Raw genomic sequence first — 13,492 nt, 5'->3', positions numbered from 1 at the left:
ATGAAAGGTGTGAGTACAGTTGTGGCATATCGCTATCGCAACTCTAAAAAGAAACCAAAAATCTAATCTTAGAGCCTTTCCCTGGACCTTTACATTCGGGCACATTATTGATGGAGTTTATCTAGTCATCATCTCTTATTTTTCTTATGTGTATCTAATCAATGGGGATATAGATTCAAAATTCGCTATCTATAGTGGCAGTGATGACTATCTGACCTATGTAATTATTGGAGGTATGCTCAGTATATTTTCCGTCAGTATGATGATGAATGTATCCAGGGCACTTATTACCGAATGGAGAGAAGGTACACTTGAGGCACTGTTGCTCTCCCCTTCAAGCCGGAGCGGTTATTTTCTAGGAAACGCAGTCCAGCAGTTGTATCGAAGCGGGGCGGAATTGCTGGTGGTTCTCTTCTTTGGCCTTTTGGCAGGACTTCGGCTCCCCTCTGTTCACTTTATATCTCTCCTCGTGGGAATTTTGCTGTTTTTACTATCATGTTATGCGATGGCGCTGGTGCTAGGAAGCATTATGCTTTATACAAGGGACACCTTCATTGTTCAAAATACTCTATTTACGATAACTGCTCTACTATGTGGATTTCAGTTTCCAAGGCAATACTTGCCTGACTACTTGCAGGCTATAGGTGAGATTTTCCCATTGACCTATGCGCTACAACTGCTACGAGGCACGCTGCTAACTGGAGAATCAATACGATTAATTGATGCATTGCCTATCATACTACTTAGTGTTGTATACATAACGGTTGGTCAATGGACAAATCGGCGCATAGAGCGCGGGTTGTTCGAACGTTTCTAAAACCTTGGAGGGTGAAAACCATTGATAAACATGCATGAAGTTACTAAAATTTACGAAAGCAAACATAGACTGGGCTGGTTCCGTTCGGAAAAAAGATCAGTGACTGCAGTGAAATCACTATCTTTAGATATCGCTGCGGGGGAAATCGTAGGTCTTCTCGGTCTAAATGGCGCTGGAAAAACCACTACAATACGTATGCTCTCTACTCTCCTAGAGCCAACCTCAGGCAGTATTGAAGTCGATGGAATGTCACTGCACAAGAATCGACAGGCCATTCAGCAAAAAGTAAATATGATCGCCGGAGGAGAACGAATGTTGTACTGGCGACTCACTGGTAGAGAGAATCTTCAATACTTCGGTAAACTCTATGGAATGAACAGCCCTCAAATCGCTAGAGAAGCAGAACGTCTTCTGGAGGAAGTAGGTTTGACCCAAGCTGCTGACCAACCCGTTGAGCAATATTCTAAAGGGATGAAGCAACGGCTGCAAATCGCCCGCGGACTTATCAACGATCCACAATACTTATTTCTAGATGAGCCCACACTTGGCCTTGATGCCCCCATTGCCAGGCAGCTTCGCGGTACGATAAGAAAGCTTGCACTGGACAGTGGAAAGGGTATCCTTCTGACCAGCCATTATTTGCAGGAGGTCGAAGAACTCTGTGACCGGGTTTATGTACTGAATCGAGGCGAGCTTCTGCTCTGTGACAAACCTGAGCGGATTGTCCATCAGGTTGCAGGCTCGCAAACTGCTCATTTAGAGGTTACAGGCTGGCATGAATCACTTCGTCCCAAGCTACTAGAGCATCTACGAACATATACTCAGCCTGCGGAATTAATGGGTGTCTGCGCAACAGAAAAACTTGAACTTCGAAATGATGGACTGCAGCGCATTTCTGTAAAGACACCTTCGGCTGATAGGATCATTACAGAGCTGCTGCCATGGACTACGGAGCATGGGCTTAGCATTAAAAGCTTCGCATCCGAAAAACCTAATTTGGAGGATGCGATTATCCTCCTTTCGGAAGGAAGGGTATCATGAACTTACATAGCTTATGGTTTACCCTTAGCGCGGAGATCACTAAGCAGCATCGAAATAGAGTTAAGGGACGCGCAGTGTTTTTTTCACTTCTACTCTGGCCGGCGCTCACCTTTTTAACCACCTACTTTACTATGCAGCCCTTTAGAACAGGAGCAGGATCAGCACTCTCAAAAGTAATACCAGATGGACGGATTCCCCTTTTTCTGCTGAGCGGATATCTCGTCTTTCAGTTATACTGGACGGTTGTGCAAGCCGCATGGTTATTCGAACAAGAACGCAAAGGGGGCACACTTGAGGTAGTGTTCCTAACCCCAGCGTCAAAAATGGCCTTCCTGTATGGACGTTCCATATATTCACTATTTCACGGAATATGGATGTTCGCTTGTTTCTCCATCCTGACTTTCATTTTTCTTGCGGATGCAACGACTGTTAACTGGGGCGCCTTATTGCCTGTATTAGTACTTATCATGATATCAGCGGTTATATGGGGAGCTTTGCTGTGTGCGATATCTCTATTCTCAAGGGATTCAGGGCTAATCTATTACATCTTTCAAGCACCAATGGAGCTGTTTGGTGGGGTTCGTATTCCACCAGCGGTATTCCCAGCATGGGCAACGGGCCTATCCCTTCTGTTTCCACTCACATATAGTCTGGTTCTCGTGCGCGGGGCGTTATACGATAATATCGGGATTAGCTGGTGGTGGGCTCTCGGCGCTTTAATCGTAGGTAGTTCTTGTCTTGTCATTTGTACCCGCTATCTTCTGGTTAGGGCAGAACAACATGCAAGAGTAAAAGGGAATTGGACTTTATTCTAATTGTAAATGACCAAGTCTTTAACACATAGGACCTAAATGACGTTATTTGCCGGTTCTTAGCTTTTTCAGAAGTTTCGCGGACTCCAGTGACACTATTCCTTCAAAAAGGGTTCATATTGGGAGTTTTTAGGGCAGATAACTGCTATGCAGTCCGTTAGAATTCCAAATGGGAAAGAAGACTGTGTTTAAGGTCAGTGGTGTCCGAAAACTGTTTCTTACGCGCAAATGCTCCCTAACCACAAAAAACCCGACAGACAAATCTGCCGGGTTTTTTCATATTTTATATGCTGGAGATAAACACATCTTATAAGTCAGGATGTTCGTGTTTTGCCTTGAGACGATTCCAACGGCGCTCAACTTCTTCTTCGAAGCTGTGCAAAGCTGGCTCATTCTCAGGTTTCAACAAGTGACGAGTTTTACCCATTGTCTTCAGCCATGCTGAGAGCTCGACACGTTTGCCCTTGTCTTCGGGATTATATGTGATATTCGTAGAACCATGCTCTACTTCATATAACGGGAAGAAGCAAGACTCAACAGCTAATGAAACGATGTTAGTGCCTTCCTTATCATCAGACATCCAGTTTAGCGGACATGCGATCAGGATTTTACCATACACCAAACCTTCGTTTTGTGCGTACCACTGTGCTTTTGCCGCTTTTTTCACCAGATCCTGCGGATAAGCCTCCGAACCCGTGAAGACATAAGGAATGTTAGTAGCCGCCATAATTTGTGCTGTATCTTTATGCTGAGTCACTTTACCTTGCTGCTGCTTGCCGATACTGGAGGTTGAAGTACGGTGACCCAGTGGTGTCGAATAGGACTGCTGTGCTCCAGTATTCATGTAACCCTCGTTATCGTACTCTACAATAATCATTTTGTGACCACGCAGTGCAGCTCCAATTGCCGGTCCCATCCCGATGTCCATGCCGCCATCTCCGGTTACCATAACAAACGTAAAGTCCTCTTTAAGCCCTAGTCCATCCAGCTCACCGCGACGTTTGCGTTCCCAGAACATCTCTACGACACCGGACAAGGTAGCCGCTCCATTTTGGAAAAGATTATGGATAAACGTTGATTTATGGGAGGAATACGGGTACCCCGTAGTCGTTACCATGGCACAGCCTGTATGATAAAGTGCGACGATATCCCCTTCAATCCCTTTGAAGAAAGTCTCTAGTCCTGAGAAAATCCCACAACCCGGACACGCACCATGCCCTGGGGAGAGCCGTTTAGGTTTCTTCGTCAAGCTGCGTAGCGGCGGAATCCGTACGCTTAATTTGCCCGTTGCTTCATCCTGTTTCACAGTGATCAAGCCTGTCTTCAGTGAGTCAAAGTCCATTGGCTTCAGAAGACGTTGTGGAGCTTTATCTGGTGTACCCGGATTGTGGCCGTAATAATCAAATGGTATGTCTACTCGATCTGCAGCAACAGCATCAATTGCTAATTGGAAAAATGCATGACCATCTTCTGCGTAGAAGTCCTTACCACCCAAACCGTAAATACGGCTTATTACTTTAGTCGTAGTGTTGCCATATGTGAACAGGGCTGCCTTGATTTCATTGACCATGTTACCACCGTGTCCGCCAACAGAATCTGCGCGGTCACCAACGGTGATTGCTTTAACGTTTTTCAGCGCTTCAGCAATTTGCTTCTGCGGGAAAGGACGGATCATATTCGGCGAGATTGCACCGGCTTTGATTCCTTGCAAACGAAGCTGATCTACAACATCCTTAATAATCTCAGAGGCAGAATTCATCAAGAATACTGCTACTTCAGCATCTTCCATCCGATATTCCTCGATCATTGGATAATAACGTCCGGTTAACTCAGCAAATTCCTTCGCGATTTCTTCAAAAACTTCACCCGCATTGTACATAGCTACGGACTGTTGATAACGGTTGTTAATATAGTCAGGTTCGTTCATATAAGGGCCAACGGTTACCGGATTATTGCGGTCTAAAGTATCGGTGAAACCTGTTGGAGGTTGTGCTCCAACAAATTTATGAACATCCTCCCGATGAGTAAAGGCCTGTACGCGGCGCTTCTGGTGGGAAGTGAAATATCCATCTGAAGCCACCATTACCGGAAGACGAACTTTAGCATGTTCAGCAAGCTTCAATGCCATTAGGTTCATATCATAAACAGATTGTGGATCCCGGCACATTAAAATTGGCCAACCTGTATTCAGGGCAAAATACAAATCAGAATGATCCCCGTGAATATTCAGCGGTCCAGAGATCGAACGGCAGATTAGATTCATAACCATAGGCATACGCGTACCAGCTTGTACAGGCAATTGCTCAAGCATGAACATATAACCTTGGGCACTGGTAGCATTAAATACACGTCCGCCAGCCGTTGAAGCGCCATAACAGATTCCAGCAGAGCTATGCTCGCCATCTGACGGAATCAGCATAATATCATGCTGGCCGTTCGCTTTCATCGTATCAAGAAATTGCGCTACTTCTGTCGATGGAGAAATCGGAAAATACCCCATTACATGATAATTAATCTGATGAGCAGCGTAAGCTGCCATTTCATTGCCGGATTCATATAGGAATTTCTGCTCTACTTTAGCAGAGCCTATTTCTTTTTCATAATCTATAGCCACGTGTATTCCACCTTTCCTCCGTTAATTAGGCCTCAGTAACGAGATCAAAAATATGCCGGACCGTATGACTCTCTGCGTAGCCTTCTTCCTCACGTTCGCCTGACAAGGCAGTTGTAGGACAAGCTTCTACACATTTTAAACAGCCTTTACAGTATTGGTAATCAATACCTTGCAGGAACATTTGTGGACGCCCCTTCTTATCAGGCTGCTCATCCCAAACAAAACAGAGATCAGGACACACCGTATCGCACTGCGCACAATGAATACAATCCTCCTGCTTAAAATGAGGCAGCAAACCGGAGCGAGAAATGCTCAAGTTCTTTAAAAAGCTGCTCCCAGGATTCGTAATGGTACCGCCGATAGGCTGTGTTTCATAACCCAATGCGGAAATATCAGACCGCACGAATTCAGGCATTGTCACGCCCGCAGGCAGTGGAAAATGCATAAACTTAACTTCATTAAATCCACGGTCGAAAGTAGTCAGCGCTGACTGTACTGCCTGTGGATACTTTTTGCCTAGTGATTTCTCTATAACGCCTTTCATAATTTCAGGGTCCAAGAAATCACACATCCGGAACAACGCGCCCAGCATCGCCATATTAACACGGTTTTTCTCATCTAAGGCGATAGTTGTAGCATCAACGACTGCAATAGTTCCTGCCATCATATTCAGGGAGGATTTCAATTCCTCCGGCGATTTTGCTGAGTTTACCAATACTGTGCTATGTTCATAAATTCCGCTAATTACGTTAACTGTCTTTGCTAGTGCTTCGTGAAATACCCCAACAACATGCGGGCGCTCAACCGGAGACGTGTCACGAATAGGTGTGTTCAAATCACAAAACCGGATATGCGCTTTTACCGCTGATCCCTTCTTCTCCGAACCATATGACGAAAAGCTGACCCCATTCATTCCAGCACCGACAACGCCTGCTTCCGCAAGCATTTTACCAGCCAGGTTCGCACCCAACCCTCCAATTGACTCCAGACGAATCTCAAAAAATCCGAGCTCGTTCACTTTTGGTAACTGTACCACCGACATAGCCCCTTTCAGAATGTCATCTAGTATAATATCCTTTTGACTTTTTCAACGATTGTAACTTGATTTCGCAAGACGCGAAGTGACAAATCTTGCATTTTCCAAGTGTTGCCTAAGCTTATTTATCTACTTTCATTTAGCAATAAAATTAAAAATTAAGATGTTAAATTCATCACATTGTTCATGATAAATATCACACACCGATGAAAAATCACCTCTATTTCTACAAATGTGTATCATTTATACTTTTCAACTAGTCCATTTCAGGATAAACTGATTCTTGGTGTAATTTTTTGAACCTACTTAGGAGGCATTAAATGTGAAGTCAAACGAAGCATCATTACAGAAAAAATTGCTTCCACGGCATATCAGCTTTATGGCGATGGGCGGCGTAATCGGTACGGGGATTTTCAAAGGAAGCTCTGAGACGATAAGCATTGCTGGACCAGGGGTTGTTCTCTCCTATGTATTGGCAGGCTTGCTGCTACTAGTCGTTATGGGTGCAATTGCCGAAATGGCCACGGTATACCCGAACAAAAATATGAAGGAATTCATTCGCGAAGCTTTTGGAGAACGGCTTTCCTTTATCGTGGGTTGGCTCTATTGCTTCATGTGGTTGACTGTCTGCGTGATCGAAGTGCTGGCGGCAGGAAGCTTCTTGCAATACTGGTTACCGGATGTTCCGTTATGGCTACTGAGTCTAGCAAGTGGTGCTTTAATTATTGGCATCAATATGATGAGTGTAAGCGGTTATGGAGAGACGGAGTTTTGGTTAGCAGGAATCAAAATAGCTATGATTATCATCTTTATTATCCTGGGAGCTGCATTATTGTTTGGGCTATTGCCTATGTCTGAAGGGACTCCCTATTTAAGTAATTTTACGGATTATGGCGGATTATTCCCACAAGGCTGGACACCTATCTTCTCTGCCCTTCTGGTCGTCATGTTCTCCTACGGCGGATCTGAGCTGATTGGACTAACTTTAACAGAAACTCAAGATGCAGAAAAAGTGTTGCCTAGAGTTGTCAAAAGCTTCATTTTGCGCGTTATTCTGTTCTATACGATTCCAATTCTGATCATCTGTGGGTTAATTCCTTGGAATCAGCTTAACGAGCATACCAGCCCCTTTGTGCAGGTTTTAGCAGCTACAGGACTTAAGGGTGCTGACCATGTTATGAACTTCATACTGATTACAGCTGTGCTCTCTGCTGCTAACTCCGGTATCTATGGCGCCACACGGATGTTGCACTCTTTGGCTTCACAGGGTGAAGCTCCACGTAGCTTAGCAAAGACCTCAGCAAAAGGTGTGCCGATCAACAGTCTTAAACTTTGCGCTATAGTTCTTTTTGTTGGTTCTATGTTAGCGTACTTCGCACAGGATGGACTTTTCCGGCTGCTGATGGCTGTTCCCGGCTTCGTAGTAAGCTTGGTATGGATCAGCATCTGTCTATCACAGCTGAAGCTGCGGAAAACCTATCCTAAAGAGCCAAGCTTTAAAGTCTGGGGCTTTCCTTATATAACGATTTTGACACTTATCTGTTTGTCGGTTATTACGATTTCCTTCCTTTTCGACACTCAGAACCGGATCAGCATAGGCACATGTCTGGGCTTCCTGCTGATGCTTACCATCTGGTCATTCGCGAAATTCCGGAAGAAGAACTAAACTATATATCTCGTACTTACATGAAAAAAGGTGTATCCATTATTCTTCGCGATCGCGTAGAACGGGGATACACCTTTTCTTATGGGATCGTTGATATGCCCACTCACACCAGATTCTCCTCATTCTACGGGATTTATACCGTAGATTTGCCTACTCACACCGGATTCGCCTCATTCTACGGGATTTATACCGTTGATTTACCTCCTCACACCGGATGCGCCTCATTCTACGGGATTTTGAAGCTAGAATAAAAAGTGGACAGTAGTTAACAGACTGGCGATAATGAGTCCACGGAGGTGTGTTCACATGGGAGAACATCGACAACGGTATAACGAAGAATTTAAAAAACAGACAGTGCAGTTCATTCAAGAGCAAACAAAGACAGTGGGCGACTTGGCGGAAGAGCTCAACATCCCAAAAAGTACCCTGCATCAATGGATGAGCCAGTATCGAGAACTAAAAAATGAACCGGCAGCTAGCTTGGATCGAGTACGGGAACTCGAGGCACAGTTGAAAGAAATGAAACGTCAACTTCAAGAAAAAGATAACAAGATTGCCGATGTGGAAGAGGAATTAGCGATCGTAAAAAAAGCAGTGCACATCTTCAGCAAACCAAGGAACTGAGATTCCAGTTTATTGAAAAACATCGCTCCGAGTTTCTCTTGGAGAAGATGTGCATGACCCTACATGTGTCACGGAGCGGGTACTACAAGTGGCGGACAGAAAAAAACAGTACGCATATGCTTCGTAAGGCTGCGATAATGAAGCGAATTCAGTATCATTTTGCAGACCATCAAAAGCGGTATGGGAGTCCGAAGATCACCCGCCTGTTGCATCAAGAAGGTTATACCGTTACCGAACGCACGGTGAGTGTGTACATGCGACATATGAAGCTTCGCTCCATTGTCTCCAAAACGTATCGCGTACAGACCACCGACTCCAATCATGACCATCCGATTGCCCCAAATACGCTGAACCAGCAATTTAAAATACTCAAACCCAATTCAGTATGGGTTACCGACATTACATACATTCCTTGCCGGGGAGGGCGCTTGTACCTGGCTAGTGTGATGGACCTTTGCACGCGTGAAATCGTGGGGTGGCGCTTGGAGAACCATATGGAAACTAGCTTGATTTCGGGCGCCTTACAAGATGCTTACGAAGCTAAACAACCGGAAAAGGGTCTATTACATCACTCCGATAGAGGTTCTCAATATACTTCTCATGAATACACGAAGCAGTTGAAAGCGTATGGCATGGAGTCCAGCATGAGCCGCAGAGGTAACTGTTATGATAACGCCTGTATCGAGTCGTGGCACAGCATTTTGAAAAAGGAGCTCATTTATTGTAATCCACGATTCAAAACTAAGGAGCAAGCCTACCAGACACTTTTTCAATATATTGAGTTTTATTATAACCGCAAGCGAATGCAAGGCGCGCTGGGGTATCTTTCTCCAGTTCGTTTTGCTGAGCAATTGACTAGAATGTCTGTTGCGTGACTGTCCACTTTCTTGACAGAGGTCCATTTATACCGTTGATTTACCTACTCGCAACGGATTCGGCTCATTCTACGGGATTTATACCGTTGATTTGCCCACTCACACCGGATTCGCCTCATTCTACGGGATTTATACCGTAGATTTGCCCACTCGCAACGGATTCGCCACATTCTGCGGGAGATATACCGTAGATTTGCCTACTCACACCGGATTCGCCTCATTCTACGGGATTTATACCGTTGATTTGCCCACTCACACCGGATTCGCCTCATTCTACGGGATTTATACCGTTGATTCGCCTACTCGCAACGGATTCGCCTCATTCTACGGGATTTATACCGTAGATTTGCCTACTCGCACCGGATTCGCCTCATTCTACGGGATTTATACCGTTGATTTACCTACTCGCAACGGATTCGCCACATTCTACGGGATTTATACCGTAGATTTGCTCACTCGCACCGGGTTCGGCTCATTGTACGGGATTTATACCGTTGATTCGCCTACTCGCACCGGATTCGTCCCGTTCTGCGGTATATATACCGTTGATATGCCCACTCACACCGGATTCGGCTCATTCTACGGGATTTATACCGTTGATTTGCCTACTCACACGGATTCGCCACATTCTGCGGGAGATATACCGTAGATTTGCCTACTCACACCGGATTTGCCTCATTCTGCGGGATTTATACCGTTGATTTACCTCCTCACACCGGATTCGCCTCATTCTACGGGATTTATACCGTTGATTTGCCTACTTACACCGGATTCGCCACATTCTACAGGATTTACTTATTCTTTTGGGTTTATGGTAATTTGTCGATATACTTTAACTAGTGTTCTGCTGCACAAAATGCAACGAAAGCCAAATCAGATATACGCAGACAAGCTGGCTTAATATACTTTCAGAAATAAACTCGCGGCGTTCGAAGTTAACAAACGCAAGCTTCACCCAAACGTCGGCTTCATCCAAACGCAAAAAAGCACGGGAATCTAATCCTCCCATGCTTCTTTCCATCGAAACTACAAAATCTACTCGATCTCCGGCTGAATATGCTCCGCGATCAATTGTTGCTTGTTGGTCCAGACCTTCTCACTCAGATTCACCCGGTACACCTCAGGATTGAGCTTACGCAGATATTCCGGCCAGAACAGATCCTTCTGCTCCCGATGGTAACGGCGAACTTCATTCAGATCCGGCAAAGTATAGACCTGGAAGCCGTTCACATAGATCGGCTCAAGCATAGGCAGCGCTTCATAACGCTCCACATACTTGTGCATGTATGGATGCAGCGGATTAAACAGCTTCACCCGACCGCCGTTGCGCGGAGCTTCCTCTTCCGGGAAGCAGATATAATCTGCTAGCGCTTTGCCATTTTTCCCGATAATCCGGAATACGTCCTTGCTGCCTGGCGTGGATACTTTTTCAGGGTTAGAAGAAATCTTGATCGTCGGTACCATTTCTCCCGTTGCGGACTCAATTTCTACCAGCTTATAGACCCCACCCAAAGAGGGTTGATCCGAAGCCGTAATCAATTGGGTGCCTACGCCCCACGTGTCGATGGCTGCACCTTGCAGCTTCAGATCCATGATTGTATTCTCATCCAAATCATTGGATGCCACAATCTTCACATAATCGAGCCCAGCTTCATCCAGCATGTTCCGCGCCTGCCGGGATAGATAGGCTAAGTCACCGCTGTCTAAGCGGATACCGATCATCTTTTTACCTTGAGCTTCAAGCTTTTTGGCGGTTCTAATCGCATTCGGCACACCACTGCGCAACGTATCGAAGGTATCAACTAATAGTGTAACTTCATCAGGCATCACCTTGGCATAAGCATCAAAAGCTTCCTGCTCGCTGCTGAAGCTCTGAACCCAAGAATGCGCATGTGTACCTTTGGTAGGGATGCCAAACATTTTACCTGCCAGCATGTTAGAGGTTGCATCAAAGCCGCCGATATAAGCCGCTCTAGCGCCCCAGACCGCCGCATCCGCTTCTTGTGCTCGCCGGGTACCAAACTCCAGCAGAATATCATTCGGAGCCACCTGCTTAATTCGGGAAGCCTTCGTAGCGATCAGCGTCTGGTAGTTCATGAAGTTCAGAATGGCGGTCTCCACCAGCTGCGCTTCCATGATCGTCCCTTCCACACGGATTAGTGGCTCATCCGGAAAAATCAACGCCCCTTCTTTCATCGAATAAACATTGCCCTGAAAATGAAATTGCAGCAGTTCTTCCAAAAAAGCGGGAGCGTAATTTTCTTCTTGCTCCGACAAGTAACGGATATCATCTTCGGTGAAACGCAAACCGCCGATGTACCCAACGATACGCTCTAATCCTGCGAACACGGCATAGCCGTTTCCGAAAGGTAACTTGCGGAAATAAGCTTCAAATACAGCTTTTCGCTTATGGCTTCCATTCACCCAGTGAGCATACATCATATTGATCTGATATTTATCTGTATGTAGCGCAAGTTCTCTCTTCAAGTCCTCATCTCCTAATATCCACGTTGCTGTATGTGTATGTTTTTTATAGTATTATGCCTTAACAACGTCTGCTCCTAAACTTCCCCGGAAATGATTTAGTGCCCATTTATGTCCATCCGCGTTGAAGCTGGCGACCGCATCTTCGTGCACAGTAATAATAAAACCTTTGTTATATGCATCCACCGCAGTGTGCAAAACACATATATCTGTACAAACGCCAATCAAATGAAGGTCAGTAATGCCACGTTCCCGCAGCTTAATTTCCAGATCAGTTCCACTAAAAGCGCTATATCGAGTTTTGTCCATCCAATAGATGGAATCCTGGTCAGCTTCATAAACAGTTTTCAAACTTCCATAAAGCTCCCGCCCTCTAGTCCCTCGTACATTGTGAGGTGGAAACAGTTTACTCTCAGGATGATAAGGATCATTGTCTTCATGTAAATCTACAGCCATTACAACATAATCGCCATTTTGGACAAACTCAGATGTTAATTGGCTGATTCTTGGCTCGATGTCGATTGCAGGCTGCCCAACCGGTAAATTCCCATTGACAAAATCATTGGTAAAGTCAATTACTATTAGTGCTCTCATGAGAATCGTCCCTCCCCTGATTTAAGACACTACGTATAAATGGACAACAATGGCTCGTGATCTGTAAACATATACAGCTGAGCCGGGCGTTGTGAGTATTGATTGGAGCTGAGTGCATTGCCCTCTTCATCTCTCACTTCTTTTAATATACCCTGACGGCTGCGTGTTGACGTGATTTTACGAATAAAATTTGGCTCTTTAAATTCCGGCACTACTGTCTGAATCACCTGATAAAGCTCACTTAGCGTAAAATGCCTAGGCAAAAACTGTCTTGCTATCGTTGTCTGCAGCATTTGCTGTTGGATACGTACGTATGCATCCTTGATGATTTCATGGTGGTCAAAAGCGAGCTCCAGTTCTTCTAACGCTTCCTGCAACGTAAATAAACCCACTTCACCCGCATCGTCGGAAGCTTGTCTTTGTTCCAGCATCCACTCTTCTACTAAGGCGAAAAAGGCATGGCTGATTATCCATCCCCGAGGGTCGCGGCCAGGTGTACTATAAACTCCAAGATATTCTAAGTGACCTCCATCGACACCGGTCTCTTCTTTCAGCTCACGAGTTGCAGCATCATAAATAGACTCATCTTCCTGACAGAATCCGCCTGGTAGAGCCCACATGCCTGCACATGGCCATTTTTTCCGTCTAATTAACATTACCTTCAATTCACGTAAAGGCAGCGTCTTAGTGACCGTCTTCCGTTCGCGTTTGGTCAGTGTAAACATTACAATGTCGGCCGGAACACCATCCGGTGTACGATATTTTTTGGCGTTATAGGTTAATTCCCCATTGTCGCTCATAATTGCCCCATCCTTTTCCGAAGCTGTAGTTTTACTTATTCGTATCTTTAAATGTACCAAACATGTTCTTCATAAATCAACAGCTAAATACCATTATTTTACATTATCCTTCAAAAAAGACTATATGAG

At 45.1% G+C, this 13,492-nt stretch carries 14 protein-coding genes; 8 read left to right on the top strand and 6 right to left on the bottom strand.

Annotation, left to right across the window (positions count from 1 at the left end; translation table 11 throughout):
• Positions 1 to 19: 19 nt before the first annotated feature.
• Genes MHH49_RS23750 through MHH49_RS23740 form a run of 3 tightly spaced genes read left to right on the top strand, consistent with a single transcriptional unit; the run spans position 20 to position 2,673 of the window.
• Positions 20 to 817: an ABC transporter permease gene (locus MHH49_RS23750; protein ID WP_036688041.1), complete on the top strand. Its 798-nt coding sequence runs from the start codon at positions 20 to 22 to the stop codon at positions 815 to 817.
• 21 nt (positions 818 to 838) lie between these two features.
• Positions 839 to 1,858 (top strand): ABC transporter ATP-binding protein, encoded by a 1,020-nt coding sequence (locus MHH49_RS23745; RefSeq protein WP_212592223.1) that lies wholly within the window; start codon positions 839 to 841, stop codon positions 1,856 to 1,858.
• Complete coding sequence (locus MHH49_RS23740; protein WP_038571637.1) at positions 1,855 to 2,673, top strand: ABC transporter permease; 819 nt, start codon at positions 1,855 to 1,857, stop codon at positions 2,671 to 2,673. Before MHH49_RS23745 ends, MHH49_RS23740 begins: the two co-directional genes overlap by 4 nt.
• A 304-nt stretch (positions 2,674 to 2,977) precedes the next feature.
• Here the strand turns inward: MHH49_RS23740 and MHH49_RS23735 are convergent, their stop codons facing one another.
• Together MHH49_RS23735 and MHH49_RS23730 are read right to left on the bottom strand one after the other, a co-directional pair.
• Complete coding sequence (locus tag MHH49_RS23735; RefSeq protein ID WP_076273308.1) at positions 2,978 to 5,284, bottom strand: thiamine pyrophosphate-dependent enzyme; 2,307 nt, start codon at positions 5,282 to 5,284, stop codon at positions 2,978 to 2,980.
• Positions 5,285 to 5,309: 25 nt separating this feature from the next.
• Positions 5,310 to 6,320, bottom strand: a complete 1,011-nt coding sequence (locus tag MHH49_RS23730) for a 2-oxoacid:acceptor oxidoreductase family protein (protein ID WP_038571642.1) — start codon at positions 6,318 to 6,320, stop codon at positions 5,310 to 5,312.
• A gap of 322 nt (positions 6,321 to 6,642) precedes the next feature.
• Here MHH49_RS23730 and MHH49_RS23725 point away from each other — a divergent pair, with 322 nt between their 5' ends.
• From MHH49_RS23725 to MHH49_RS23705, 5 genes are all read left to right on the top strand, one after another.
• A complete protein-coding gene (locus MHH49_RS23725; protein WP_036688050.1) occupies positions 6,643 to 7,986 on the top strand; it encodes an amino acid permease in 1,344 nt (447 codons plus the stop codon).
• Positions 7,923 to 8,237 (top strand): hypothetical protein, encoded by a 315-nt coding sequence (locus MHH49_RS23720; RefSeq protein WP_341138538.1) that lies wholly within the window; start codon positions 7,923 to 7,925, stop codon positions 8,235 to 8,237. Before MHH49_RS23725 ends, MHH49_RS23720 begins: the two co-directional genes overlap by 64 nt.
• A 55-nt stretch (positions 8,238 to 8,292) precedes the next feature.
• Positions 8,293 to 8,610, top strand: coding sequence for a transposase (locus tag MHH49_RS23715; RefSeq protein ID WP_038573118.1), 318 nt, complete (start codon positions 8,293 to 8,295; stop codon positions 8,608 to 8,610).
• Positions 8,559 to 9,485, top strand: coding sequence for an IS3 family transposase (locus tag MHH49_RS23710; protein ID WP_341138803.1), 927 nt, complete (start codon positions 8,559 to 8,561; stop codon positions 9,483 to 9,485). Before MHH49_RS23715 ends, MHH49_RS23710 begins: the two co-directional genes overlap by 52 nt.
• 91 nt (positions 9,486 to 9,576) lie before the next feature.
• Complete coding sequence (locus MHH49_RS23705) at positions 9,577 to 10,134, top strand: hypothetical protein (protein WP_341138537.1); 558 nt, start codon at positions 9,577 to 9,579, stop codon at positions 10,132 to 10,134.
• 183 nt (positions 10,135 to 10,317) lie between these two features.
• Here MHH49_RS23705 and MHH49_RS23700 read toward each other — a convergent pair whose 3' ends face one another.
• From MHH49_RS23700 to MHH49_RS23685, 4 genes are read right to left on the bottom strand one after another with little or no spacing between them, the layout of a single operon-like run.
• Positions 10,318 to 10,494: a hypothetical protein gene (locus MHH49_RS23700; RefSeq protein ID WP_339210104.1), complete on the bottom strand. Its 177-nt coding sequence runs from the start codon at positions 10,492 to 10,494 to the stop codon at positions 10,318 to 10,320.
• 26 nt (positions 10,495 to 10,520) lie between these two features.
• A complete protein-coding gene (locus tag MHH49_RS23695) occupies positions 10,521 to 11,972 on the bottom strand; it encodes a nicotinate phosphoribosyltransferase (RefSeq protein ID WP_036688051.1) in 1,452 nt (483 codons plus the stop codon).
• Between the two features lie 51 nt (positions 11,973 to 12,023).
• Positions 12,024 to 12,563, bottom strand: a complete 540-nt coding sequence (locus tag MHH49_RS23690) for a cysteine hydrolase family protein (protein ID WP_341121823.1) — start codon at positions 12,561 to 12,563, stop codon at positions 12,024 to 12,026.
• A gap of 29 nt (positions 12,564 to 12,592) precedes the next feature.
• The gene (locus tag MHH49_RS23685) at positions 12,593 to 13,363 is read right to left on the bottom strand and encodes an NUDIX domain-containing protein (protein WP_036688055.1); all 771 of its coding nucleotides are present in this window, start codon (positions 13,361 to 13,363) and stop codon (positions 12,593 to 12,595) included.
• Between the last annotated feature and the right edge of the window lie 129 nt (positions 13,364 to 13,492).

This window comes from Paenibacillus sp. FSL F4-0122 (assembly GCF_038002845.1).
GTDB lineage: Bacteria > Bacillota > Bacilli > Paenibacillales > Paenibacillaceae > Paenibacillus_AQ > Paenibacillus_AQ odorifer.
This window is presented reverse-complemented; position numbering and strand designations above follow the sequence as displayed.

Bases quoted from the DNA above. Each gene is read 5' to 3' on its own strand.
- MHH49_RS23720 (WP_341138538.1), top strand. From the start codon at position 7,923: ATGTCTGGGCTTCCTGCTGATGCTTACCATCTGGTCATTCGCGAAATT.
- MHH49_RS23690 (WP_341121823.1), bottom strand. From the start codon at position 12,563: ATGAGAGCACTAATAGTAATTGACTTTACCAATGATTTTGTCAATGGG.
- MHH49_RS23740 (WP_038571637.1), top strand. From the start codon at position 1,855: ATGAACTTACATAGCTTATGGTTTACCCTTAGCGCGGAGATCACTAAG.
- MHH49_RS23685 (WP_036688055.1), bottom strand. From the start codon at position 13,363: ATGAGCGACAATGGGGAATTAACCTATAACGCCAAAAAATATCGTACA.
- MHH49_RS23715 (WP_038573118.1), top strand. From the start codon at position 8,293: ATGGGAGAACATCGACAACGGTATAACGAAGAATTTAAAAAACAGACA.
- MHH49_RS23700 (WP_339210104.1), bottom strand. From the start codon at position 10,494: ATGGGAGGATTAGATTCCCGTGCTTTTTTGCGTTTGGATGAAGCCGAC.